This is a genomic window from Rhodothermales bacterium, assembly GCA_041391505.1.
Taxonomy (GTDB): Bacteria; Bacteroidota; Rhodothermia; order Rhodothermales; family JAHQVL01; genus JAWKNW01.
In genome coordinates this window covers 53,064-79,100 of sequence record JAWKNW010000026.1, presented here as the reverse complement: position 1 = coordinate 79,100, position 26,037 = coordinate 53,064, and the positions used below count along the sequence as shown (strand labels likewise).

At 65.7% G+C, this 26,037-nt stretch carries 17 protein-coding genes; 8 read left to right on the top strand and 9 right to left on the bottom strand.

All coding sequences use genetic code 11. The features are described 5' to 3' along the window. Window positions 1–2,283 (top strand): efflux RND transporter permease subunit (locus R2834_20055; protein ID MEZ4702638.1); only part of this gene is annotated, 2,283 nt, incomplete at its 5' end. Window positions 2,284–2,342: 59 nt separating this feature from the next. Here the strand turns inward: R2834_20055 and R2834_20050 are convergent. Both R2834_20050 and R2834_20045 read right to left on the bottom strand, forming a co-directional pair. Next, window positions 2,343–3,068, bottom strand: a complete 726-nt coding sequence (locus R2834_20050) for a hypothetical protein (GenBank protein ID MEZ4702637.1) — start codon at window positions 3,066–3,068, stop codon at window positions 2,343–2,345. A gap of 70 nt (window positions 3,069–3,138) precedes the next feature. Next, entirely contained in the window at window positions 3,139–3,864 is a 726-nt protein-coding gene (locus R2834_20045; protein ID MEZ4702636.1) for a hypothetical protein, read from the bottom strand. Between the two features lie 330 nt (window positions 3,865–4,194). Between R2834_20045 and R2834_20040 the strand changes: the two genes are divergently transcribed. Both R2834_20040 and R2834_20035 read left to right on the top strand, forming a co-directional pair. Beyond that, window positions 4,195–5,316: a hemolysin family protein gene (locus tag R2834_20040; GenBank protein ID MEZ4702635.1), complete on the top strand. Its 1,122-nt coding sequence runs from the start codon at window positions 4,195–4,197 to the stop codon at window positions 5,314–5,316. Next, window positions 5,313–6,788 (top strand): Mur ligase family protein, encoded by a 1,476-nt coding sequence (locus R2834_20035; protein MEZ4702634.1) that lies wholly within the window; start codon window positions 5,313–5,315, stop codon window positions 6,786–6,788. Before R2834_20040 ends, R2834_20035 begins: the two co-directional genes overlap by 4 nt. A gap of 104 nt (window positions 6,789–6,892) precedes the next feature. Here the strand turns inward: R2834_20035 and R2834_20030 are convergent, their stop codons facing one another. Together R2834_20030 and R2834_20025 are read right to left on the bottom strand one after the other, a co-directional pair. Next, window positions 6,893–7,510 (bottom strand): DUF937 domain-containing protein, encoded by a 618-nt coding sequence (locus R2834_20030; GenBank protein MEZ4702633.1) that lies wholly within the window; start codon window positions 7,508–7,510, stop codon window positions 6,893–6,895. Window positions 7,511–7,706: 196 nt separating this feature from the next. Further along, complete coding sequence (locus R2834_20025; GenBank protein ID MEZ4702632.1) at window positions 7,707–9,443, bottom strand: amidohydrolase; 1,737 nt, start codon at window positions 9,441–9,443, stop codon at window positions 7,707–7,709. Between the two features lie 144 nt (window positions 9,444–9,587). On the opposite strand from R2834_20025, the gene R2834_20020 reads away from it, so the two are divergent. Then, window positions 9,588–11,279 carry a T9SS type A sorting domain-containing protein gene (locus R2834_20020; protein ID MEZ4702631.1) on the top strand — a complete coding sequence of 564 codons (1,692 nt, stop codon included), beginning with the start codon at window positions 9,588–9,590 and terminating at the stop codon, window positions 11,277–11,279. A gap of 100 nt (window positions 11,280–11,379) precedes the next feature. Here the strand turns inward: R2834_20020 and R2834_20015 are convergent, their stop codons facing one another. The 5 genes from R2834_20015 to R2834_19995 all read right to left on the bottom strand — a co-directional run bounded on the left by R2834_20015 (window position 11,380) and on the right by R2834_19995 (window position 21,188). Continuing rightward, window positions 11,380–12,816, bottom strand: a complete 1,437-nt coding sequence (locus R2834_20015; GenBank protein ID MEZ4702630.1) for a glycine--tRNA ligase — start codon at window positions 12,814–12,816, stop codon at window positions 11,380–11,382. A gap of 75 nt (window positions 12,817–12,891) precedes the next feature. Then, window positions 12,892–13,632 (bottom strand): DNA repair protein RadC, encoded by a 741-nt coding sequence (gene radC / locus R2834_20010; GenBank protein MEZ4702629.1) that lies wholly within the window; start codon window positions 13,630–13,632, stop codon window positions 12,892–12,894. A 150-nt stretch (window positions 13,633–13,782) separates the two neighbouring features. Beyond that, the gene (locus tag R2834_20005) at window positions 13,783–14,856 is read right to left on the bottom strand and encodes a mannose-1-phosphate guanylyltransferase (protein ID MEZ4702628.1); all 1,074 of its coding nucleotides are present in this window, start codon (window positions 14,854–14,856) and stop codon (window positions 13,783–13,785) included. Between the two features lie 451 nt (window positions 14,857–15,307). Next, window positions 15,308–16,210 (bottom strand): glycosyltransferase, encoded by a 903-nt coding sequence (locus R2834_20000; protein ID MEZ4702627.1) that lies wholly within the window; start codon window positions 16,208–16,210, stop codon window positions 15,308–15,310. 124 nt (window positions 16,211–16,334) lie between these two features. After that, window positions 16,335–21,188 (bottom strand): C25 family cysteine peptidase, encoded by a 4,854-nt coding sequence (locus R2834_19995; protein ID MEZ4702626.1) that lies wholly within the window; start codon window positions 21,186–21,188, stop codon window positions 16,335–16,337. Window positions 21,189–21,606: 418 nt separating this feature from the next. Here R2834_19995 and R2834_19990 point away from each other — a divergent pair, with 418 nt between their 5' ends. The 4 genes from R2834_19990 to R2834_19975 all read left to right on the top strand — a co-directional run bounded on the left by R2834_19990 (window position 21,607) and on the right by R2834_19975 (window position 25,993). Then, window positions 21,607–22,545, top strand: coding sequence for a sulfotransferase (locus tag R2834_19990; protein ID MEZ4702625.1), 939 nt, complete (start codon window positions 21,607–21,609; stop codon window positions 22,543–22,545). Further along, the gene (locus R2834_19985; GenBank protein ID MEZ4702624.1) at window positions 22,542–23,834 is read left to right on the top strand and encodes a hypothetical protein; all 1,293 of its coding nucleotides are present in this window, start codon (window positions 22,542–22,544) and stop codon (window positions 23,832–23,834) included. Before R2834_19990 ends, R2834_19985 begins: the two co-directional genes overlap by 4 nt. A gap of 128 nt (window positions 23,835–23,962) precedes the next feature. Next, window positions 23,963–25,033: a glycosyltransferase gene (locus tag R2834_19980; GenBank protein ID MEZ4702623.1), complete on the top strand. Its 1,071-nt coding sequence runs from the start codon at window positions 23,963–23,965 to the stop codon at window positions 25,031–25,033. Window positions 25,034–25,060: 27 nt separating this feature from the next. Further along, complete coding sequence (locus R2834_19975) at window positions 25,061–25,993, top strand: hypothetical protein (GenBank protein ID MEZ4702622.1); 933 nt, start codon at window positions 25,061–25,063, stop codon at window positions 25,991–25,993. The last annotated feature ends 44 nt before the right edge of the window (window positions 25,994–26,037 follow it).

Sequence of the window (26,037 nt, the reverse complement as noted above, 5' to 3'; positions counted from 1 at the left end):
GTCGTGCTGGGGGTGAGCATCCCGACCCTGATGATTCTGCATCGGCGCGTGTTCAAGCCGATCGGCGATCGCTTCGTTGCGACGGGGCTGCCGCGTCTGATGAGCCGCTATCGGGCCTTTCTTGAATGGATGCTGCATCGAGACTACAGCGCGAAGCGCTCCATGCTGCGGAATACGTTCGCCCTGGGCTCCTTCACGCTGGGCGTGCTGTTGCTGACGCTGGGCGCCATCGTGGGCGCGCTCGCCGGCGACCTCGCCGGCCAGATCCTGCTGGTGCCGGGAGGCCTCTTCGCCGCCGCCGGCCTGCTGGGCATCTTTGCGCATGTGTTCGAGATCATCTACATCGGAGGCAAGACCTCGGTGAAGGCAGGGATCTATCTCGCGGTCGGGATCGGGCTTCTGCTGGGCATCATCCAGCTGAGTCCCCGGCATCTCGAGCCCCGGGCGGTCGTGGTCCTGATGTCGGTGCCGGCGCTCGTGATCCTCGCCGGCTTCCTCGGCAGCCTGTTTAACAAGCGGGCGCACCTGATCCTGACGGACAACCGGGCGCGTCTGCTTAACGGCGTCATGGGCGCGCTTTTCGGTATCATCTTCCTCTTTGCGCTGGCGCCGACCGGGGTGGTGTTTTTCCCGACGACCGATCCGAACCAGATCGTCGTCGAGTTCAAATCGCCCATCGGCACGAACATCGAAACCAGCAACGGGATCGCGGAGGAAGCGCAGCGCCGCATCGACGCGCTGCTGCACGAAAACCCGATGTCGCGCATGAACGTGAAGAACTTCCTCACGAACGTGGGCGTCGGCGGCGACATGATGTTCGGCGGCGGGGCATCGGGCCCCGAAAACGCCCGGCTGACGCTCAACCTGGTCGACTACGAGGATCGCGCTGAAAAAAGCACGATCACCATGTCGAACCTGCGCGACCAGCTGAAGGGCATTCCCGGTACGGAAGTGACGTTCAGCCAGGACCAGTCGGGCCCGCCGACCGGGGACCCGGTGAACATCGAGATCTCGGGCGAGGACTTCGACACGATCGTGCGCATCGCGCGCGAGATCAAGACGATGCTGGTGGATGCGTCCGAGACCGGCGTCGTTCCGGGTCTGGTGGATGTGAACGACAACCTGAACACCGGCCGGCCGGAGCTGCAGGTCGATATCGATCGGGAGCGGGCCGCGCAGTACGGGCTTTCGACGAGCCTGATCGCCACGACCATCCGCTCCGCCATCAACGGCGCGGAGGCCGGCAAGTACCGCACCGGCAAGGACGAGTACGATATCATGGTGCGCCTGGGCGAGGACGACCGTTCGAGCCTGGAGAGCCTGCGCAATCTGACCATCCTGCATGAAGGGCGTCAGATCCCGCTGGTGGCCGTGGCCGACATGCGTATCCGCGGCGGGCTGGGCACGGTGACGCGGCTCGACCTGTCCCGGGTGGCGACGGTATCCGGCAAGGCGGCCGAAGGCTTCGCCGGCCCGGAAGTGCTGGCCGGCGTGCGCGCCTTCATGGCCGATTACGAAAAAACGGTCCCGGATGGCTACACCCTCACGTACACGGGCGAAAACGAAGAGCAGAACGAAAGCTTTACGTTCCTGACCTACGTACTCCTGATCGGCGTGGCGCTGATCTTCATGATCATGGTGGCGCAGTTCAACAGCGTCAGCGCGCCGTTCATCATCATGGTGGCCGTCGGTCTGAGCCTGATCGGGGTGCTGCTCGGGCTTATCGTGACGCGCACGCCGTTCGGTCTGATGACGTTCATCGGGGTGATCAGCCTCGCGGGCATCGTCGTGAACAACGGCATCGTGCTCATCGACTACACCATGAAGCTCCGTGAGCGCGGGATTGCGAAGAAAGAGGCCATTCTGGACGCCGGCGCGACGCGTCTGCGGCCGGTGCTGCTTACCGCCCTGACGACGGTCATCGGCCTCGTGCCGCTTACGTTCGGTCTCAACGTCGATTTTGTCGGTTTGCTGACCGACTTTGCGCCAAATTTTCAGTTCGGTTCGCAGAACACGCAGTTCTGGGGTCCGATGGGCGTGTCGATCATCAGCGGGCTGACCTTCGCGACCTTCCTCACGCTGGTCATCGTGCCGGTCATGTATTCGGTGTTCGACTCCATCTCCGGCCGGTTCGGCGAAATCTTCGGCACGTCGTCGGAGGCTGAGGCGGATGTGCTGGAAGGCGGCGATGGGGCGCCGGCCGACGGGATGCCGCGGCTCGATGGCAACGGAGCGGCGCATGCCGGCCGCGACGGCGCCAAGATGAAGCCCGCGACCACCTGATATCCTGCGTTTCGCTATGGGGCCGTCGTTCATCGCCTGCGGTGGACGACGGCCTTTTTTTATGCGCTCGTATCCGCTCCGGGGACCCTCACCGTGATGCCTCCCGGGTGCCGTTGAATGAAGAGCAGCAGGGTGTAGATGAGCAGGATCACGCCGGCTATTTCGAGCAGCTCCTCGAAGGTCGAAAGCACGTCGTAGATCAGATAGAGCCCATCCGGCTTGCCCTCGATGTAGGCGGCTTCGATGGATTCCATGCCCACGGCGCCACCGACGTACAGGATTGCCGAAAGAATCAGCCGGTTGCGGATCGCCGATTCCAGCCTGAAGATGAGCGGCGCGTAGGTGATCGTGAGGCCGAGGACGAGCAGGCCGTACGGGATGATCCAGGCGTAATAAAGGGCGCCGGTCGCATGAAGCATTTCCCGGGTGGTGTTGGTCAGGCGTTCGTGCAATTCAGCGAACTCATCGACGCTGAGAAAGAGAAACACGAGACCGAGGAAAGACCAGGGTTTGCTTGCCGCCCCGACCTGTTTGCGGACCCTGGCGAGCAGGATGAAGAGCGTTGCGCTGAACAGCAGCAACATCGTCGAAAAGTAGGTGGGGAGGTTGTGCTCCCGCCCCATGTGGATGAGGTGGACGATGTTATAGGGATTCTCCTTGCCGGTCGCATAGGAAAGAGCAAGGCCTCCGAGGTGGAGCACGACGAGGACGATCGTCGCGCCGATGAGCGTTCGCGCCACGTTGCGCGGCGTGAGGGTGATGCCTTCCTGAGGAAACGATGACATGCGGGTTGGAATCGTGAGGGTAGGTTTAGTCTAGATGGGGCCTGCGAATGCGAGCATTGACGATTGGGCGTTACGCGGAGCTTCGCGCCCGGACGTGCATCCACACGTAGAGAAACGCGGCGAGGCCGATCATGCATTCGACCAGCTCGGACGTGCGCTGCATGTAGTAGTCGAATTGCTCCTGGATCGGGTGGAAGTCGTTGTAGGCATCGACGCCGGCATGGACCGAGATGATCAGAAACCACGAAAACAGCAGCGCCGGCGTGGCGATGGGGCGGAACAAGGGGATGCGGCCCAGCGCGATGCCGATGAGGCCGGCGAGGCCGAACCCGAGCCGCATATATTCGGAATTGCCCTGCAGGCCGGGCAAATTGTGCAGGTTGGTCTCGCCCTGGCTGTTCAGGTTCATCCAGGATTCCGGGGTGTCGAAGCGGAGGAACTGCTGCCCCCAGGATATCTCCTCCATGCCGATCAAGAGCAGGATCACCCCGAACAGCAGGAAAAAAAGACGATATAGGATCGGCTCTCCGGTGTCGCGCAGTTTCCAGGCGAAGACCATGCTATACAGCCCGCCGATAAACAACGCCACGAAGGTGAGCATTTCCACCGGTCGATTTTCGAGCAGCATCCAGAGGGCCAGCTTGCGGGTTGCCGGCACGGCGATACCCAGGGCCTGGATGAGGGCGATAATCCACGGAGAAAGGAGGACGATGCGGCGTTCGTTCGGCGTGAGTCCGAAGGCGCCGGAGGAGCCTCTCCAGGCGGAGAGGGGACCGGGAAACAGGTACCTCGTCAAGGTCGTGCAGCAGAAAGGATCGGATCGTGAGGATCAGGCAGAAGTCGCAGGGAGAATGAGCGAGACGTGCTGTCTGACAGGGCGTCTGGCGTACGTTTTACGGGACGCTTCATGCGATCGATAGCTATTCTCATGCCGTCGTGCATTCCGCGCGGAATCATGGCGTGTCTCGAAAGGAAGAAGATGGAAAAAGTCGTTAATTGAACCTATACTCGGTATGCGTTAAGATAATGCTCAGGTCCTCAAGGATGCGCGCAAAAAGCAAGGCTGAAGTTCCTGTGAGCCCTCTCGATGGCGCATCCAAAGCGAAGGTAGGTCGTTGAAGCCCGCATGACTCTGCTAATCCTGTACGTACTTCTGGCGACCGGTGTCTCCTTCCTGTGTTCGATCATGGAGGCGGTTATTCTGAGCATAACGCCTTCCTACATCGCGCGTCTCGAGCAGGAAGGCCGGCCGCTCGGAAAGCAGATCCGTGCGCTCAAGGCGCACATCGACCGGCCGCTGGCGGCCATCCTCAGTATGAACACCATGGCCAATACGATGGGCGCCGCCGGCGCCGGCGCGCAGGCCGCGATCGTGTTCGACAACCAGGTCGTCGGGGTGTTTTCCGCCATCCTGACGTTTATCATCCTCGTGTTTTCGGAGATCATCCCGAAAACGGTCGGCGCGCTGTACTGGCGCCGGCTCGCCCCGATCGTCGTGCGCATCCTGACGCCGCTCATCTGGATCCTGTGGCCGCTCGTCAAGCTCTCCCAGGGCATCACGCTGCTGCTGGCGCGCAACAAGCGCGGCTCCTCGTTCAGCCGCGAGGAATTTACGGCGCTGGCGGAGGTGGGTCAGCAGGAGGGGGTCTTCCACGAAAACGAATCGCGGATCCTCAAGAACCTGTTCCGCTTTACGACCATCCGCGTCAAGGATATCATGACGCCGCGCATCGTGGTCTTCGCGCTGTCCGAGGCGATGACCATCGACGAGGTCATGGCGGCGCACGAAGAGTTTCGTTTTTCCCGCATCGTCGTCTACCGCGAAAGCCGCGACCACGTCGTGGGGTACGTGTTGAAGGACGACATGCTGCTCAAGGCGGCGCAGGGGAACGGGAGCATGCAGCTTGCGAAGCTGGCGCGCGAGATCATGGTGGTGCCGGACGCGCTGCCGATTTCGGCCCTGCTCGATCGCTTGCTCGACCGGCTGGATCATATCGCCATGGTGGTGGATGAATACGGGGGCTTTGCCGGCATCGTCACGATGGAGGATGTCGTCGAAACGCTGCTCGGCATGGAGATCGTCGACGAGGCCGACAACATCAAGGACCTCCAGGAGTGGGCGCGGCAGCAATGGACGCGTCGCGCGCGCCGGCTGGGGCTCGTCACGGAAGGCGGCGAGGCCATCAGCCCGGGCCGGGACGCACCGGTTACCCGCCCGGTAGAAACGGATCGTACATCGTCGGAATGAACATCGCCCTGTTGCCCGACGCGCACCTGCGCGTCTTCGAGCGCCCGCCCGCCCCCGCTCCGGACGCGCTGCGCACCGTCTATCTCATCGGCATCTGCGGCACCGGCATGGGGTCGCTGGCCGGCTTGCTGAAAGAGGCCGGCTACGCGGTTTCGGGCTCGGATCAAGCGGTCTACCCGCCCATGAGCACCCGGCTGGCGGAAGCCGGCATCCACGTCGTCGAAGGCTACGACGCGGCGCATCTCGATCCTCCGCCCGATCTGGTGGTCGTGGGCAACGCCTGTACCCCGACGCACCCCGAAGCCGCCGCGGCGCGCGATCGCGGGCTGGTGCAGCTGTCGTTTCCCGAGACGCTTTCCCACCTCTTTCTCACGGGCCGGCGTTCGCTCGTGGTTGCCGGAACGCACGGCAAAACGACCACGACCGGGTTGCTTGTACACGTACTGCGTTCGGCCGGGCGTGACCCCGGCTTTCTGGTCGGCGGCGTGCTGCAGGGCATGCAGACCAGCTTTGGCATCGGCAGCGGGCCGCATTTCGTGGTGGAGGGTGACGAGTACGATTGCGCCTATTTCGATAAGCGACCGAAATTCGTCCACTACCAGCCGACGAGCGGTATCGTGACGTCGATGGAGTTGGACCACACGGATATCTATCCCGACTGGGCGTCGTACCGGGAGGCGTTTGTCTCGTTCGCCCGGCTCGTCCCCGAGGCCGGCCTGCTGGCGCTTTGCGGCGACCACGACCCGGTCCGCGAACTCGCCGCCGAGGCCCGCAGCCGGGTGGTTCTGTACGGTTTGAGCCCCGGCAACGCGGTCACCTGCGCCCATGTCGCCGTCGATGCCCGGGGGCAGTCGTTCGATCTGGTGGTGGACGGCACGACGCGCGGCCGGCTTCACCTTCCCCTGTTTGGCCGGCACAACCTGAGCAACGCGCTGGCCGTCTGCGCGCTGGCGCTGGATGAGGGGCTGGATATGGACGCCCTGCGCGCCGGACTGGGCTCGTTTCCCGGCATGGTGCGCCGCCAGGAAGTGCTCGGCGAAGCGAACGGGGTGCGCGTGCTCGACGACTTCGCGCACCATCCCACCGCCGTGCGCGTCACCGTCGACGCCGTGCGGGATGCGAATCCCGGTCGCCGGCTGGTGGCGGTATTCGAGCCGCGCACCAACACGAGCCGGCGCAAGGCGTTCGAGCAGACCTATATCGAGGCGCTCGTTCAGGCGGATGTGTCCTGCATCTGTACCCCGCCGTTTCGCCATAACGACAACGCCGCCGATTTCCTGGACCCGCAGGTGGTGGTCGACTCCCTGTGTCGCCGGGGCGTGGATGCCCACCGGGCGGACAGTCCGGATGCGATGCTTGCCCTGCTGCTCGAACTCGTGGCGCCGGGCGACGTGGTGCTGATCATGAGCAACGGCGGGTTCGGCGGCGTGCACCGCCGGCTGCTGGCGGCCCTGCGGGAGCGGGAAAAATAAAACAGGCTCCGCGCGTTGCGCACGGAGCCTGGCGATTCGGCGACCTGCCCCGTCGGATCGAATCCGGGGAGGAGCGGTCGTCTGTATCGGGGAAGGGCGTCTGGCTAGAAGAACTTCTTCGCCATGCCGAGCAGGTCGTCCACGACCGAGCCGTCCTTATCGGCGTCGAGGAAGCCGCCGAGCATGTCGAGCGCCGGGTTGCCGGCCGAGCGCTGGCCGCCGCCGGCGAGACCCTTGAGGAGTCCGCCGAGGAGCCCGCCGCCGCTGTTGCCGCCGCCCATGGCGCCCGCGAGGCCTTCGAGCAGGCCGGCGTTCGACGTCTTCTTGCTGAGGGATCCCATCACGACCGTCGCGAGCATCGGAAGCATCTTCTTCAGCAGACCGGCGTCGAGGCCCGTTTCCTGGGCGGCGTGGCCGGCCACGTTGCGGCTCACGTCCTTGCTGCCGAGGATGTGGCCGAGGATGGCGTTGCCGTCCTGGATCGTCTCAGCGGCTCCGAGCATGTTCGGGTTTTCGACATACTGCGCGTGGCTGCCTTTCGAGAGCGCGCCCAGGAGGCCTTCGAGACCGCTCGGGGACGAAATGTTTTTCTGGATGCCGCGGGACAGGGCCGGCAGCATATGCGTCACGGCGCTCTGCACCTGGGATGGGTTCAGATTCAGCTGCTGGGCCATCTGTTGAAGCACGGCGCCGTTCTGGAGCACACTGTTGAGAAGGTTCATCGGGTATAGGTTGGCGATGGATGGTAAAAAACGCGCGACGGAGCCCGAAGGCATTCCGCACCGGCGGTAGGATTAGAACAAACGCTACTCCACAGACCGCGTGGGTCCGAAAACGGCCTGAATTCAAGGTTTCGCGTGCTCGTTGCCCCGGAATTGTACAAAATTAGTGTATTAAAATGCACGCCCTGCTGCGCAGCTAATCGGCCCGGTAGGCGATTCGGCCGCCCAGGATGGTGAAGTCGACGGTCGTTTCGGGGATTTCGTCCTCGGGTATCGTGAGCATATCCCGCGAGAGTACGGCGATGTCCGCGAGTTTGCCGGGAGCCAGCGACCCTTTCAGGTCTTCCTCGAATGCGGCGTAGGCGTTGTTGAGGGTGTAGGATTCGAGCGCCTGCATGCGTGAGAGGCGTTGTTCGGGGAAGAAGATCTCGCCGTTGTTCATGCGCCGGCTCACGGTCGCATAGTAGCTCGCGATGGCGCTCACGTCCTCTACCGGCGCGTCGGTGCCATTGCCCACGACGACGCCGGCCTGCCAGAGATCCTGCCAGACGTAGGCTCCTTCCCGGGCGCGCCGTTCGCCGAGCCGCTTCAGCACCCAGGGCCCGTCGGAGGTGGCGTGGACGCCCTGCATGGCCGCCACGACGCCGAGGTCGGCCATCCGCCGTACATCGTCCGGATGCAGGTGCTGGGCGTGTTCGATGCGCCACCGGAGGGGCGGCGCGTCTGGATGAGCGGCGAAGACCCGTTCGTAGATGTCGAGCACCTCGCGGTTGGCCCGGTCGCCGATGGCGTGGATGTTGACCTGGTAGCCGTGGGCGATGGCGACGTTGGCGGCCGCTTCGAGCTCGGCGATGGGGGAGAGATTGAGGCCGGCGCTTTTGGGCATGTCCTCGTAGGGTTCGAGCAACCACGCGCCGTGGGGGCCCAGCGCGCCATCCATCACCAGTTTGATCGAGCGGACGCTGAGCCAGTTGTCGCCATAATCCGGCATGAAATAGTCGTCCATCCGGGCGTCCAGCGTTTCAGGGGTTTCGCCGCGGACCATCACATAGAGCCGCACGGGCAACGCGCCTTCATCCGCCAGGCGTTTGAAGAAGTCGATCTCTTCGAAGGTGGAGCCCGCATCCTGGAACGACGTGATGCCGTTGGCGAGGGCGGCGGCGCCGGCGAGTTCGACCTGTTTGCGGAGGTCGGCCTCGATCTGTTCGGGCGTGCGCTGTTCCATGTAGGCGTTGAGCGCCTGCCGGACGAGCCCCTGGGCCGTCTCGCGCAGCAGACCGGTCGGCTCGCCGCGGTCGTCGTGCACGATTTCGCCGCCGGCGGGATCGGGCGTTTCGGGACTGACGCGGCCCAGCTGGAGGGCGAGCGCGTTGGCAAACGCGGCGTGCCCGCTGGCGTGAGACAGGAAGACCGGGTTATCCGGGGAGACGGCGCTCATGCCGTGGTGCGTCGGGACGCCGTCGACGCTGCCGGCCGGGGTTTCATCCCATTTCTCCTGATGCCAGCCGCGTCCCAGGATCCACTCGCCGGGTTCGGCCTGCCGGGCGGCCTCGGCCACCATGTCGACCATCTCCTGCCAGCTGTGCGCCTGGGTGAGGTCGAGGATCATCTTGGCCTGCCCGATGCCCAGGAAATGCCCGTGCCCCTCGATAAAACCGGGTATCGCGAGCCGGCCGGCGAGGTCGATGACCTCCGTGTCCTCGCCGATATAGTCGGCCATGTCGTCCGAACTGCCCAGGGCGAGGATTCGGTCTCCCCGCACCGCGAGGGCCTGGGCTTCCGGAAGGAGGGAGTCTACCGTGACGATCCGACCGTTGGTTAAAACGAGGTCGGCCGCTCGTTCACGGGGCTGATCGCAGCCAACCAGAACGAGCGCGAAGGCGATGAGGGTCATTCCGGCAGGGCCGGAGCGAGCAGCGCGATGGGCGAACATGGGTACGGGTGTAGGCGATTGGCGGTAGGGGCTCCGCAATATACGCCGCGCATCGCTACGGCGCATCGGAGCCCGATGTCGGATCTGGCGGAGCGAATGCGCATGGGTTGTTGACGCTCTCTTTCTCACTACCGCTTCGCAATCATGAGAACATTCCTTTACAACGCGCTTCTTTTTACGGCGGCAGGGTTGCTGGCCGTTTCTCCGGCCCTGGCCGACTCCATCTCCGGCATCCGCATTGCCCAGCCCAGCCCCTCCTATCTAACCCACAACCAGAACGTCGAAATCAGTTTCGCATACGCGACGGGCCGCGCCGGCGGCGTTCGGATTTTCGCCCGTCCCTTTACCGAGGGTGCACTTACGCCGGGTTATACCGCGAGCGGCTCGCCGTTATACCCCACCGGCAGCGGCGCCGGAAACGGCACGTTCACGATCACCGGCGGTGACGTCACGGTCGATCAGATTCGGTTCCAGATGCTGAACGACGACCAGACCGAGATCATCATGGAGTTTTTCGTCGATGTCCAGATCCATTTCGGTGAACATGGGATCTCGAACATCGCGCTCGATCCGTCCGGTTTCGCCTCGCTGGTTCATGGCGAGGATGTCTCGGCTACGTTCGACTACGCCACGTCGGAAGTCGGCGGGGTCCGCATCTTTTTGCGTCCCATGACCGGCGGCGATCTGTCGCCGGCTTACTCCGCGCACGGGTCCGGCATTTATCCGGCCGGCACGGGGGCGGGCACGGGCTTTTTCTCGATTACCGAGGGGGATGTGACCGTCGACCAGATCCGCTTCCGCATGACGAACGCGGACCAGACCGTGGTGCTGCTGGAATTCTTTCTGGACGTGGACTATGTCTTTTCGGATCACGCGATCCGCAACATCGTCGTGACGCCGGATGCGCCGGCCGCGTTGCCGCTCGGCAGCGCCACGGACCGGGTCGAGGTATCGTTCGATTATGCCACCAGCGAGGCCGGCGGCGTGCGCATCTTTGCCCGGCCGTTTACCGAGGGAGGGCTCACCCCGGGCTACGGAGCCAGCGGCTCGCCCACCTATCCGGTCGGCACCGGGTCGGGCAGCGGCACCTTCACGATCAATACCGGCGCCGTGCATGTGGACGGCATCCGCTTCCAGATGCTGACGGACGATCAGACCCAGGTTCTGCTGGAATTGGTGGTGCCGGTTGACGTGCTGTTCGCGGACAACCGCGTCGCCAACATCGATTTTGCCTATGCCTCACCGGGGTACTTCACGCTCGATGAGGAGACGCCGTTCACATTCGACTACGCAATCGCACAGGCCGGCGGGGCCCGTATTTTCGGCCGGCCGTTTACCGCAGACGGCCTGACCCCCGGCTATGGCGCGCATGGGTCGGGGCTGTATACGGGTGAAGGAGCCGCCAGCGGATTTTTTACGATCTCAGGGGCGGCGGCCGACGTGGACCATGTCCGGTTCCAGATACTGACCGCCGACCAGTCTGCGGTGCTGACCGAGTACTTCGTGCCGGTGGACTATCACTTCATCGCACCGTATAGCAACGTCGCCTCGGAAGACGAGGGCGTCTTGCCGGGCGATTTTTCGCTGGAGCAGAATTACCCGAATCCGTTTAATCCCTCGACGAGCATCCCATTCAACCTGGCGCAAACCGGTCCGGTCAGTCTGACCGTGTTCGACATGCTGGGACGTGAAGTGCGGACGCTGGTCGACGAGACGCTGCCGGCCGGCCGGCACGAAGTATCCTTCGACGCCGGCGCGCTGCCGAGCGGGATGTACATCTACCGGCTCAAGACGGCCGCCGGGTCGCAGACGCGTACGCTGGCGCTGATGAAGTAGGTTCGGGATGCGGGGTTCGGGATGCGGGATGGCAGTTGCCCTCCATCCCGCATCCTGCATCCTGCATCTAGCATCCTACATCTAGCCTCAAAAATCCCCCTCACGCTCCCCATTTCCTCATCCCGTCAAACACATAGGTGCTGACGTTTTCCTTCGGGATGCGCACCTGCTGCATCGAGTCGCGCTCGCGGACCGTCACGGTGCCGTCCTCGATCGTTTGGCCGTCGACGGTGACGCAGTAGGGGGTGCCGATCTCGTCCATGCGGCGGTAACGCCGGCCGACGGCGCCCTTCTCGTCGTAGAAGGTATTGAAGTGCTGGCGGAGGTCCTGATCGATGGCCTCGGCGACTTCCGGCATGCCGTCCTTCTTGACGAGCGGGAAGATGGCGACCTTGATCGGGGCGATCTTCGGGTGGAATTTGAGGACGACGCGTTCCTCCTCGCCGTTGACGGCCTCCTCGCGATAGGCCTCGCTGAGGAGCATCAGGATCGTGCGGTCCATGCCGGCGGAGGTCTCGACGACGTAGGGGATGTAGCGCTCCTGCGTCTGCGTGTCGAAGTACTCCATCTTCTTGCCGGAGTACTCCTGGTGCCGGCTCAGGTCGAAGTCGGTGCGCGAGTGGATGCCCTCGATTTCCTGCCAGCCGAACGGAAATTCGTACTGGATGTCGACCGCGGCGTCGGCGTAGTGGGCCAGCTTTTCGTGGACGTGGTACTGGAGTTTGCTGGCCGGGATGCCGTTGGCCAGATGCCACTGGAGCCGCTTCTCTTTCCACGCCTCGAAGGCTTCCATCTGGGTGCCGGGCTTCACGAAATACTGCATCTCCATCTGCTCGAACTCGCGCATGCGGAAGATGAACTGGCGGGCGACGATCTCGTTGCGGAAGGCCTTGCCGATCTGGGCGATGCCGAAGGGCACGGCCAGACGCGAGGTTTCGCGGACGTTGTGGAAGTTGACGAAGATGCCCTGGGCGGTTTCGGGGCGCAGGTAGATCTTGCTATCGGCGTCGGCCACGGGGCCGATGTGCGTGGAGAACATGAGGTTGAACTGGCGGACCTCCGTCCAGTCGAACGCGCCCGAGTCGGGGCCCTTGATCTCCTCGCCCATGATGATGTCGTAGAGCGCCTTCGGCATGTCCTCGGCGTTAAGGGCATCGACGAGCAGCTGGTAAACCCGATCCGCCTCGGCGTCCTTTCCCTTGTTGCGAAGCTTCGCGATATGCCCCTCGATGAGCTGGTCGGCGCGGTAGCGCATCTTCGACGCCTTGTCGTCGATCAGCGGGTCGTTGAAGGCATCGACGTGGCCGGAGGCTTTCCAGGTGGTCGGGTGCATGAGGATGGCCGCGTCGAGGCCGGCGATGTTATCGTGCCGGTAGACCATCGCCTGCCACCACGAATCGCGCACGTTCCGCTTGAGTTCTACGCCGAGCGGGCCGTAGTCGTAGGTAGCGCTCAGGCCGCCGTAGATTTCAGAAGAGGGGAAGATGAAGCCCCGTCGTTTGCAGAGAGAGACGAGTTTTTCGAACAGATCGGACATGGGTGCCTGCGGAATACGGAATATGCAGTCGAAACGAGCGCATACTACCGATAGAGCGGAGTGTGGTTTCTGCCCTCACCCACTCAGCAGCCCCCGCTCGGCGAACGAGGTATAGCTCTTGCCGGCGATGATGAGGTGGTCGTGGATCGGGATGCCCATCAGCTTGCCGGCTTCGACGAGCTGCCGCGTGATGCGGATGTCCTCGCGGCTGGGCTCGGGGTTGCCGGAGGGATGGTTGTGGAGACAGATGATGCCGGCGGCGTTTTCCAGGATCGCTTTCTGGAATACGGCGCGGGGTTCGACGATGCTGGCAGCGAGGCCGCCCTCGCTGATGGTGAAGTCGCCCACGATGACGTTGGCGGTATTGAGCAGGACGATCTTGAAGATCTCCCGCTGGAGATCCCGCATGAGCGGGCCGTAGACGCCGGCGACATCCTCCGGCGCGCGCACCTGGATGCGGGGGCCGGCCTGCTGGGACTCCACCCGCCGGCCGAGCTCGAACGCCGCCACCAGCTGCGCCGCCTTCGCGGCGCCCACCCCCGAGAGGCGCGTGAGGGCGTTGTGGTCGCGCCGGGACAGCGCGTGGAGCGATCCAAACGTCCGCACCAGCGCCTGGCCGAGCTGCACGGCGGAAATCGGCGCGCCGCGCGTCCGCGTGCCGGTGCCGAGCAGGAGCGCGATCAACTCGGCGTCGGAGAGGACGGACGGTCCGTGCTTGCGCAGCTTCTCGCGCGGCCGGTCGGATTCCGCCCACCGGTGGATGGGGGCGTGGTAGTCGAGGGCGGGTTCGGAGGAGGTGTCGTCGGGCGGGGGCATGGGCGGCGATGGTCTGGGCTCTGTCTACCTAGACACCGCGGCGCGCGCCCGCATACCCTCCATCCAAAAAAAATGTCATCCCGGCGGTGGCGTTCGGGCCACGCACCGGGATGACATAAAACGGCTGTATGCCGCGAGATGCCCGCCGGCCTACATGTATTTGTCCAGCTGGTGGACGTGCAGGTAATCCACTACGTTCTTCACCTGCTGGGCGCTCTCCTGGTTGCAGACCAGCACGGCGTCCTCGGTGTCGACGACGACGACATCGTGGATCCCGACCAGAACGACCAGCCGGTCGCCGCCCTGGATGAGGCAGCGGCTCGAATCGTGTACGATCACATTGCCCTGGATCGCGTTGCCGTGTTCGTTTTTGTCGCTCAACGCGTACACGGCGCGCCAGTCGCCCACGTCGTTCCAGCCAAAGGACCCGGGCACGACGAACACGCTATGGGCACGTTCCATCACGCCGTAGTCGATGGAAATCTTGGGGCATTTCTGGAAGACCTCGGTGATGACCTCGCGCTCCCGGCTGGTGCCGATGGCCTCCACGTAGGGCTTGAACGCGTCGTACGTGTCGGTGAGATGTTCCTTGAATTGCGCCATGATGGTGTCGGCGCGCCAGATGAACATGCCGCTGTTCCAGAGGAAATCGCCGGAATCGATAAAGCTCTCGGCGGTCGGCTGGTCGGGCTTTTCGGCGAACGTCTTGACCGCATAAGGGCGCGGCTCCTCGTTCATGTTGATCGTGCCGTCGAACTGGATGTAGCCGTATCCCGTCTCGGGATGGGTCGGGGTGATGCCGATCGTCACGAGGGCGCCGGGCACCTGGGCCTGTTTGATGGCGACATCCAGCACCTTGTGAAACTGTTTGACGTTCTGGATGAGATGGTCCGCCGGCAGGACGACCATCGTCGCGTCGGGGTCCCGCGCCAGGAGCTGCGTCGCCGCATAGGCGATACACGGCGCCGTATTGCGGCTCATGGGCTCGGCGAGGATGTTCTCGACCGGGACGGCCGGCAGCTGCTCGTGGGTTTGCTGCACGTAGCGTTCGTGTGTGACGATCAGGCAGCGCTCGGGCGGGATGAGCCCCTGGAGCCGGGACACGGTGTTCTGGATGAGTGTCGCCTGCCCGAAGACGTTGAGGAATTGCTTGGGTCGATCCTGACGGCTTTTGGGCCAGAAGCGGCTGCCGATGCCGCCGGCCATAATCACTGCATATATCATGAGGACGTTTTATTGAGTGACGTTACGCACGACATCGAAGCGATGCAGGGATGCAAGATGCAGGATTTCTCTCCAAAAATCATGTTTTTGATCGTGGATTCTGCATCCCCTCATCCGGCATCGGATGATCGAAGCGTACGCAAGGTCAGTTAGTAATCGTAAAAAAAGATGACGGGTGGCGCTTGCCGCAAGCGGCGAAGCAGGCCGCGTCCGAAAAATCGTCCGGGTTGTCCCGGAGTGCTCGGCGCACCTCCAAAACGGCGTAGCATCCTGCATTTCGGTCAGGATACGATGCGGCCTGCAAGATTTTTCAGTCGGCGCCTGGTCCGGGCGCATGTGGGGAGGTAAACCCGGTCGTCGCTACATGGGTTCATCGCGCGGCGCATTCCACATTCGTAGCCGCGCGGACCGGGTGCGGAAGCGCTTGCAGCTGGCGTTTGCGGTGGGATGATCAGATCCATAATCGGCCAAAATGCGCGCGAAGGTAAGCGATGGCGGCGCGTCCGATGGGCTCGCGCGGGACGTGCCGCCCCATCCGCCAGGCATCCCGAACCGCCGAGGCGAAGGCCCCCGCCGCGCCGTGCCGGAGGGCGCGGACGCCGTAGACGGCCATCCAGCCCAGGCTGTAGACGGTGGCGCGGTGCGCGGGCAGATGCGCGTGCGCCAGCAGCAGCCGGCTCCGGGTGTGGTGATAGAGCCGCTCGCCGTATTCGCCGGCCCCCGGAGGCTCGTCCGGCGGCGGACGGTGGTGCACCTCGACATCCGCCAGAAACACGATCTCGAAGCCGTGTTGGATGGCGCGGAAGGACAGGTCGAGTTCCTCGTTGCCGTAGACGTAGGAGGTCGGATACGGACCGCAACGCTCGAGCACCTCGCGCCGCAGCGCGTGCGCTCCGCCGAGGAAATAGGATACCCGATGGGACTGGGCGAGCAGATCGCTCGTCTGCCGCCGGCGCGGATGCGGGGTCAGCCATCGTTCGCGGCCGTGCCGGAAGTCGCGGATCTTGAGCGCGAAGAGGCCGGCCTCCGGAAAGAACTCCAGCGCGGCGGCGAGGCGCCGGAGCGCCCCGTCATCGATGAAAAACGCGTCGTCGTCGAGCACGACGAAGACGTCGCCGGCCGCCTCCTCCATCAGCCGGTTGCGGCCCGCGCCGACGCCGAGCCGGGTCTCGGAGCGGATGAGCCGCAGCGGAAAGCGGCCGGCGTCGAGCCGGTCGCGCGCCACCGGCGTCGCGGAGGCATCGTCCAGCACGACGATCTCCGCCTCGACGCCCTGCTGGCGCGCGGCGCTGGCGACGCACCGGCTCAGTTCAGCCGGCCGGTCCCGGGAGGCGACGAGGAGGGAGAATCGCAAGAGGCAAACGGCAAAAGGCGAATCGCGAATCGCAAATCGCACATTCAAAAAATGAGCTGCGGCCTGTCGTCACCACCTGGGTGCCGCGAGCCACATTGAACCATGAACCTTAAACCTTAAACCCCTACCGGATCACCACCAGTTTTTCGATGCCGGTTTTGTTGTTGACCTCAAGGGCGCGGCCTTCGGCCCGGGCGAAGACCTTGTACAGGTAGACGCCCGTCGCGATCAGGTCGCCGTCGGCATCCCGGCCATCCCAGTGGAGCTTGTTCCAGCCGATGCGGAGGGCGCCGTCCTCGAGGCCGGACGGGTCGTCGATGAGGTCGAATTCCTGGATGAGCCGGCCCGTCAAGGTATAGATCCGGATCCTGAACTGCTCGGCAAGCGCGGCGTCCGCGCCGCGGAGGCGGAAGGCGAACGTGGTGGCCGTGTTCATGGGATTGGGGTAGGGGTAGAGGCTTTCGACCTCGACGGCGGCCTGGACGCGGAAGTGCACCTGGTAGGGACTGTCTTCCGCCTCATTGCCCGAGGCATCGAACACCCGAACGACGAGGGTGTGCGTGGTGTCGGCCGCGGAGAGGTCGGGCGTGAAGAAGACGCGGGCCTCGCCGGCCTCGGCGGTGGCCGGCTGGAAGTCGACGTTGGGGCTCGAGAAAGGCACGGTCCGGCCGTCGAACTGGAGCCGGACGTAGCTGGTGTCGTCGAGCGGCTGGAACGGGTTTTCGTCGCGCAGGGTGACCTGGATCGTCGGCTGGCTGGAAACGAAGGGGAGCGCGGGGTCCTGGAGGTTGCGCACCGGCTCGGGGTCGTTGGGCAGCGCCTCATCGTCCACGAGCACCTCGAACGTGGGCGGGGCGTTGTCGCCGCGGACGACGAAGGTGGCGTTCAGGAGGTTGTTGAGCAGGATCGGCTCCGTGAAGTCCTGTTCGAGGCGTATCGCCAGCCGGTTCACGCCCGATAGCCGCTCGGTTTCCAGCGCGAACTGCGCGATCAGGGGCTGGTCCGGCTCGAGGACGCGCAGGGTGTCGACGCCGGCGACCGTCTCGCGGTTGGCGTTGTCCGTCAGGGTGTAGGTAATCCACGCCCGGGAGGTCGGCACCGGACCGAGGTTGACGACCGGCACCGTGACCGTCAACTGTTCGGCCTGCGCGAGGGTGTCGGCGGAGAGGACCGGTCCGGATGGCGCGACGGCCAGTTCCGGGGCGGGGGTATGGAAGAGGCGCCACTGCGTGAGCTGCGGCGTCGCGCGGCGCGTCGAGTCGGCCAGGGTGGCGCGGAGGCGGAGGTAGGGATGCGTCCGCGCGTCGACCGCGCCGAGGGCGTAGGGCGCCCCGGCCGGCACGTCGGCGACGAGCACGGTCTCGTCCTCGGCGAGCACGTCCACGCGGACACTGCCCGACGGGTCGAGCACGTCGGCGTCGATTTCGAGTGTTTCCCAGCGGGAGGCCGGCCCGATGCGCGGGGATATCGCCACGCCTTCGGGCTGCAGGAACGTCAGCGTCGTGTCCTCCACGATTTCGTTGGCGAAGCCGGCGCCGGCGGGTTCGACCCATTCGACGGTCTCCTCCGGGAAGCCGGCGCGGGCGAACGCGATCCACAGGTCGTTGTAGCTCAGCGTGTCGATCGCGGCGCTCCCCAGCGCGGCGAACAGCGCCTTCACCTCGGGCTGGAGGGTGGGGCCGCTGAGGTTGCCGAGGTGGCGGGTGCGGAAGAAGACATAGTCGCCGGCGTCCAGATCGGCGATGGCGGCGCCGAGCCGCTGCACCGCGCGCGTGGAATCGGTGTCGAACCGGTCCTCCAGCTCCTGGCTCATCCGGTAGGTGGGGAACGAGTTATGGTATTTGAGGGCGCCGGTGGCGCCGTCGAGCACCAGCATCCCGAACCCGAGGGTGACGGCCTCGTAGCGCTCGCCGTTGACCACGTATTGCCCTTTCTCGATCCCGTTGCCGCGCTCCGAGGATGCGCTGACGGACACGTCGAACGCGCTGATCGACCAGGCGCCGGCGTCGGTGTCCCAGACCAGGAAGGGGTCGGTCTCGGCGTCGGCGAAGAGCGCGCCGGCCTGGCTCCAGGCGTATCCGGGCGCCGCCGTATCGACCGTGAAGGCGGCCATCCGCCAGGCCGCCGTCGCGTCGGAGGCCAGCGAGGCGCGCCAGTAGTAGGTCCCGCCGTCGTCGAGCGGGGTGGCCGGCGTCCAGTCGGCGACGATCCCGGTCGTGGCGACGGAGGTGGATTGCAGGGCCGGCGAGTCGAACAGGGGCGAGGTGTCGAGTTCGATGCGGATCGTCTGCTCCTCGCGGCCGGTGCGCGAGAGCGCCACCCGCAGCCGGGGCTGCCGTTCGCGCACCACGCCGTAGGCGAAGGGATCGAGCAGCGTCAACCCCGTGGAAAAGACGGTGTGGGTTTTCTCCGCGCGGTTGTTGGCTTCGTCGTCCTCCAGGTACCGGTTGTCGGGGTCGGCGGTGACGGAAAAACGGTGCGTCCCGACGGAGGCGGTGTCGATGGGGATGCGGAAGTCGAGCACGTCGTGGAGGGCGATGGGAGGGACGCGCCGGCGCACATCCACCTGCGCGCCGTCCGGCCGGATCTGGGACAGCAGCAGGTCGACGGAGTCGGCCGGCACGAGGCCGATGTTGAAGACATTGACGGTGACGTCGAGCGCCGAGTCCGCCGGCACCGGGCTGATCGGGTCGATGCTGATGGCGTCGGGCGTGACGACGAAATCGGGCTGGCTGGCGATGCGGATGTGCGTCGCCGGGTCGCCGATGAGGCCGTATTGCAGCAGCACGTCGAGGACGGCGTTCGTGCCGGGCGAGCCGACGTCGAACCGGCGTTTTGCCTCCTGAAGGGCAGTGCCGAGCACCCGGACGGTATCCTGAAAAACGGCCTCGTGGACATGGTTCGTCAGCAGCGCCGGCAGGGAGATGGTGGAGGCGCTGGACGAGCCCCAGTGGGCGATGGCGCCGTTCATCGACGAGAGCACGATGCGTTCGCCGAAGACGAGGCGGTCGGTCACTTCGAAGCGTCCGCCGGCGAAGTTGCCGGTGTTGCATCCCATCGAGAGCACGATCGGCAGCCGGTCGGCGTTGTCGAACGTCTCGGGGTCGTCGGTTACGATTTCCCACGTATCCGCCGCCGAGTGCCCGAAGTAGCTCAGCCAGGCGGCGCCGCTCTTGAACGCGAGGCTCAGCGAGTCCTGAAACGACGGGTCGAGCGGGGTGGACGCGTTTTTGAAAAACCGCAGCGTGTCCATGGCGGTGGGGTTGCCGGCGGCGATGTCGCCCCAGCGCAGCGCGCGGTTCTGGAGGAGGTTCTGCTCGGATTCGTTCTGCCCGCCGACGAGCAGCATGAGGCGTTTCTGCCAGATGCCCGCCGGCGCGGACTCGTACCGCGCCAGCTTCTGGACGAAGAAGGCGCCGGTCGCGTTGTCACGGATCGGGAGCCGGCCCACGGCCAGCGTCTCGGAACGCCCTTCGCCGGTCATGGCGAACCAGCCGTCGGACGGCGAGTAGCCGAACGGGATGACCTCCCAGGGCTGCAGGGGCCGGCGGGCGCGGCCATCCTCGGGCCGCAGGGCGTCACCCCAGAAGACGACGAAGCGCGGCGGCGTCGCCCAGGCCCTGGTGGCCTGGAGAAAGCGCCGGATCGCGATGGGCGTCGGCCGGCCGTAATCGAACTGGTCGAAGAGGTCCGCCTGGAGGATGACCCGCGTCGTAAACCCGTCCTGCGTCTGGCGGTAGGCGGCGAGCGCCTCGGCGGAAGCGGCCAGCGAGGGCGTCGTGATCAGGATATAATCGGCGGCGTTGGCCGGATCGGCCCAGTCGGGAGGCGAGGCCGGCTCGATGGCAGCCGGCACGGCGGCCGCGCCGTCGGCCGCGAGCCAGTAGCGCGTGGGGGCGTCGATCGAATCGGCGAAGGCGAAGCTGCCGCCGGATGCGGCCAGGGAAAACGCGTGGCCGCCGGCCGGCTGGAGCACGAGCAGCGCCCCCGCGCCGTCGGCCGCGAGCGTGGTATTCGACCTCCCGGACGCGGCCGAGACCCATGTCGTTTGCCGCGCCGAGCGGGCGCGGGTGTAGGCGGCCCGGACCCAGTCGACCAGCACCCGGTTCGGGACGCTGTTGAACTCGTTGTGCGACGAAACAAGGACGCTGACCGCGCCGGCGAGCGCCGACTGCGGGGCGGCCACGCGGAGGGTCTGGAAGGCGTAGCCGTTCCAGTCGATCTCGTCCTCGCAGGTGGCGCACCCCACGGGGTTGCCGTTCGTCCGCAGCGTAAGGGTCACCCGGTGCCGCGGGAGGGAACTGCCGCTGAGGCGCACCGTGACGACGACGGAGTCCGTGCCGGCGGTCATGCCGTCCAGCGAGAGGGAATAGGCCTGCGAAACCGTTTCGGTGCCCGTGTGGGCGAGCGTATGCCAGTAGTAGCCTTCGCCGCGCGTATAGGCCGGCTGTGCGGCGTCGTCGGAGTCGCCGTAATAATACACCAGATCCTGTTCGAGATGCAGGGTGTCGCGGAGTGTCGCGGGGTTTTCCGGACCGCCGGCGTAGCGGTCCGGCGGAATCGACGCATAACGCCTGCCCGGTCCGCCGCCCCAGGTGAGCCAGTACTGCGTGGTGTCCGAGTAGAGGCTATGGAAGCTGCTGCTCCGGCGGGTGTCGGCTTCGTCGTCGTACGCCCAGGCCTCGTCGTCGCCGCGGTTGCGTCGGCCGGCAAAATAGAAGACGCCGCCCTCTTCGTGGAGGGGGACGACGCGTCCGTTTTCGAGGAGCGTCAGCGTGGCCGTGTCGATGCCGCCCGTGGCGACGCCGGCGCCGGCGAGGTCGGCGAGCGAAAACCGGTAGATGCCGTCCTCAACGACGCCGAGCTTGACGTAGGGCTGCCCGGGGTTCATCCATCCGGGGTCGAACTGCCCGCGGGCCGGCATGGCCCCGAAAGCGAGCAGGGCGATCGATACGGCCAGCGCGTACCTGCCGCGCATGCGGCGGCCGGGTGAATGGAAGATCAGCAATAAACGAGCAAGGGCTTGCAGGAGGCCGGTCGCCATGAAGTGCACAGGTCAGCGCGTGAATCGGGCAGGGAAGCGCGGTATGGGAAAGGGAACGCGTCGTGTCAGGCAGCGCCTGGGAGTTGTCAGACAGTGACTGGGCCGTGTCCGAAAAAACCGTTCGGGTCGTCCCGGAGCATCCAAAAAACCTCCGAAACAGCGTTGTATCCTGAATCACGTTCAGGATACGTTGCTGTCTGAAAGACTTTTCAGACAGCACCTAGACCGCGATCTACCTTTTTTCGTTCCGCCGGCGGGTCCCTCTGGAAACGGCCCGGATCCGGAACGAAGCCGGCGTTCGCATGTACGCCGGAGGCCGTATCCTTCACCACATCTGTGCCGCGTTTCCACGATGGCATCCGACACGTCGACGCCCCGCCTGCCCGATTTTCTGATCCTCGGCGCCGCCAAGGCCGGCACGACGGCGCTGTACCTCTATCTCAGCCAGCACCCGGGCCTCTTCGCGTCGCCGCTGAGGGAAACGAACTTCTTCGCGCTCGAAGGGACCACCCCGTCGTTTTCGGGTCCCGGCGACGACGCGGCGGTGAACCGGCGCGCCGTGACGCGCTGGGAGGCGTATCTGAAGCTGTTCGCCGGCGCGAAGCCCGGTCAGCGGGCCGGCGAGTGCTCTCCGCTCTACCTGTACCATCCGGATGCCGCCGCCCGTATCGCGGAGCGGCTGCCCGAGGCGCGGCTGGTGGTTCTGCTCCGCAATCCGGCCGAGCGTGCCTATGCGAGTTATCTGCACCTGGTGCGCGACGGGCGCGAGCCGGCCTCGACGTTCGAGGAGGGGCTGGCGCGGGAAGCGGAACGCATCGCCGCCGGCTGGGAGCACCTCTGGCATTACCGGGCCATGGGGCTGTACGGGGAACAGCTGGCGCGGTATGTGGATCGGTTCGATCCGGATCGGATCAAGCTGATCCGGTACGAGGATTTTTGCCGGGATCCGGGACGTGCGGTCTCCGCGGTGGCGGCGTTTCTCGGCCTCGACGCCGGCTTTTCGCCGGATCTCTCCCGCCGGCCGAACCGGTCCGGCGTCCCGCGGATGCGCGGCCTGTACCGGCTGCTCGCGAGCCCGCCGCTGCGCCGGGTGGCGCGGGCGATCGTGCCGGCCGGGATGCGCGGCAAGCTCGGCGCCGCGATGGACGACGCGCTGCTCGTCCGTCCCCCGATGGCGCCGGCCACGCGCGCCGCGCTGCTCGACGGCTATCGCGAGGACGCGGCACGGCTGACCCGCTGCACGGGCGTCGACGTGTCCGACTGGTTTTCATCTCCATCCGAGGCCTCATGAGGGCGGATCGTTACATCATCGGCGCCGGCATGACCGGGCTCTCGGCCGGCATCCGGACGGGCTACCCGGTCTTCGAGGCGGCTTCGTCGCCGGGTGGCATCTGCGCCTCGTATTACCTCGCGCCGGGCGACTCCGTGCGGCGGCCGCATCCGCCGGCCGACGGCGAAGCGTACCGGTTCGAATACGGCGGCGGGCACTGGATCTTTGGCGGCGATCCGGCGGTGCTGGGACTCATCGAACGTTTTGCGCCGCTGCGCCGGTACGGCAGGCGTTCGTCCGTTTTCCTGCCCGAAGCCGGGGTTTTTGCACCGTATCCCCTGCAATACCATCTGAACGCGCTGCCCGACGCGATGGCCCGCGCGGCGCTGAGCGAGCTCGACGCACCGGCGGAGGACCGCGAGCCGGCGACGATGGCCGAGTGGGTGCAGCGGTTCGGCCCGACGCTCAATCGGGTCTTTTTTTCGCCGTTTCAGGAAGCCTATACGGCCGGGTTGTGGACCCGCATCGCGCCGCAGGACAACTACAAGACGCCGATCGAGCGTGATCTCGTCCGGCTCGGAGCGGCCGGCCAGGCGCCGGCCTCGGGCTATAATGCCGAGTTCGTCTACCCGGTCGACGGCCTCGACCGGCTGGCCGGCGGCATGGCGGCGGCGTGCGACGTGCGGTTTGGCGAGCGGCTGGCGGGGGTGGACCTGCGGACCCGAACGCTACGGTTCGCCGGCGGCGCGGAGCGCCGGTTCGAGCAGGTGTGGGCTACGGTGCCGCTCGATCAAATGGTCGCGATGGCCGGCCTCGATCTCGGGATGCCGGCGGATCCGTACACCTCGGTGCTCGTGCTCAACCTGGGGGCGCGGCGCGGCCCGCGCATGCCCGACGACCACTGGGTCTATATTCCGCGCAGCCGCTCCGGCTTTCATCGGGTGGGGTTCTACGACCGGGTGGATGCGCACTTCCTGCCGGCGTCCGTGCGCGCCGCCGGCACCCATGCCAGCCTCTATGTCGAACGCGCCTTTCTGCCCGGAGCACGGCCCGACGCCGACGCCGTGGCCGCCTATACGAAATCCGTCGTCGACGAACTGACCGGCTGGGGATTTATCGGCGAGGTCGACGTCGCGGACGCCACCTGGATCGAGGTGGCCTACACCTGGCAATGGCCCGGGTCGACCTGGCGCGCGGCGGCGTTGAAGGCGCTCGCCGAGGCCGGCGTGCACATGATCGGCCGGTATGCCCGCTGGCACTTCCAGGGCATCGCGGCGTCCATCCGGGAAGGGATGGACCTGGTGCGCTGAGGCGTACGACGACGTGTCGGATGCGGGTCGCCGAACGGGCCGGATCGGCGCAGCGATCCGCCTGCCGGAACGTGCGGCCCGTCATCGCATACGAGGCGGAGTGCATCCCCGATCCTTTGCAATCCCGCATGCCGCGTCCCGTTTCCGTTTCGTCGTTGCCGGATGAGCCACTGGTGTCGATCCTTGTGGCCAATTACAATTACGAGCAGTATCTGGCCGGCGCGCTCGACAGCGCGCTGGGGCAGACGTATGGGCGCATCGAAGTCATCGTGTGCGACGACGGTTCGACGGACGGGTCGGTGGCGGTCGCGGGGCGATATGCCGCGCGCGATCCGCGGGTGCGGCTCATCACGAAACCCAACGGCGGCGTCGCCTCGGCGCTGAACGCCGCGTTTCGGGAATCGTCCGGCGACATGCTGTGTCTACTGGATGCCGACGACGCGTTTTATCCCCGAAAGGTGGAGCGCGTGGTGGAACTGGCCGGCAGCCGGCCGGCAGCCGGATTGCTGCTCCACGGAATGGATGTCGTCGACGCCGCGGGGCGGCTGGTGCGGCGCATCGATCCGTCCGGGCCGGCGAGCAACGGGTGGATCGCGGACGACGTGCTGCGGCGCGGCGGCCGATGGCGCAGCGCGCCGGCGAGCGGCCTGTCGCTCCGGCGCGACCTCGCCGATGCGCTGTTTCCCCTGCCCGAGGCCGACCTTCGCAGCGTGGCCGACGGCTTCATCCTGACGCTCGCTCCGCTGCTGGCCGAAGTCGCCTCGGTGCCCGATGTGCTGTCGCTGTACCGGCTGCATGGCCGTAACCTCACCGGCTCGCTCGCGTTTTCGGCGGACGTGTCCGCCCGGCATCTGGACGGGCTCGCCCGGATCGAGCGCGCGGTCAACGCGTGGCTCGACGCGAACGACGCCGGCGGCGCGCGCCTGTCGACCCGGGCGCACGTCAACGCCGTGGAGCATCGGCGCTGGCGTACGCTGCTGGCCGACGACGCCGAGCGGATGCCGCTGTCCCGGTTTGCGGGTACGCTCTGGCGCGACGATCTGTATGGTAAAAAACGCAAGCTCGCCGGCCTCATCGCCGGCGCCGGCGGAGTGGTTGTTCCGCGCCGCTGGCGTGCATCCTGGTTGCAGTGGATGCTCGGGGATGGTGGCTTCCGCCGCCGTATCTTCCGGGACCGCTCCAACAAACCATCCGCCTGAACGGACCGGCACGCTTCCGGTATGCCCGTGACCGACGCACGATCCATCATCACCCGAACCCTGACCGCTCTCATCGCGGCGGTGGCGATCGCCCTGCAGATGGGGTGCGAGGATTCGTTTGTCGACCCCTTCGATAACGAACAGCGCTACTACACCGTTTACGGGTATCTGGACGAGGGCAAAAACAGGCAGATTCGCGTTCCGCATGAGATCCGGGTAATCCCCGTTACGCGGTTTCCCGAGCGTATCACGAGTCCACTCAATCCGCAGGCCGATCTGGATGCGAAGGTGTTCTCGCGGGATATGACGGCGGAGGAGGATACCACGATCGAGTGGACGCATGCCCTCGAGCAGCTCAGCGACGGGCTGTTCGCCCATATTTTCAGGGCCGAGTTTTATGTCGAGGCCGGCCATACCTACCGACTCGAGGTGCTCCGCTCCGACGGCGCCACGGCCTGGGCCGAAACCACCGTTCCGCTCCTCTCGAACGTGGTGCCGGTTCCCACCGACCTCCGCGTGGTCGACGACAGCACGACCATCCTGCAGGACATCGTGTTTCCGGGTCAGATCTCCCCGTGGGACATTACGGTCAGCTACGATGTGGGGGGGCGCGACTGTACGCTGGATCGTGGGGTGACGACACCGTTGCGGTATGGCCGCGTGGGGCAGAGCACCGGGGATGGATGGCGTTTCACGGTCAATATCAGCGACGACATCGATCGCCTCTCCGACCGGCTCGAGGTCGGGAACGTGTTTTTCTGCGCGATGGGTGTGCGCGTGCAGGCGCTGGACCCGAACTGGGTGATCCCGGTGGACGCCGACCCCGAAGCGCTCGCGCTGCCCACGGCGTACACGAACGTGCACAACGGCTACGGCTTTTTCGGGTCGGTCGGATCGCTCCAGCACGAGTGGGCGGCGAGTTCCGAGTTGTTGTTGCTGATCGAGGACCGCGGCCGGTGAACGGCTGACGGGCGGGTGTAGGTCTGTGCCGTAAACAAAAAAGG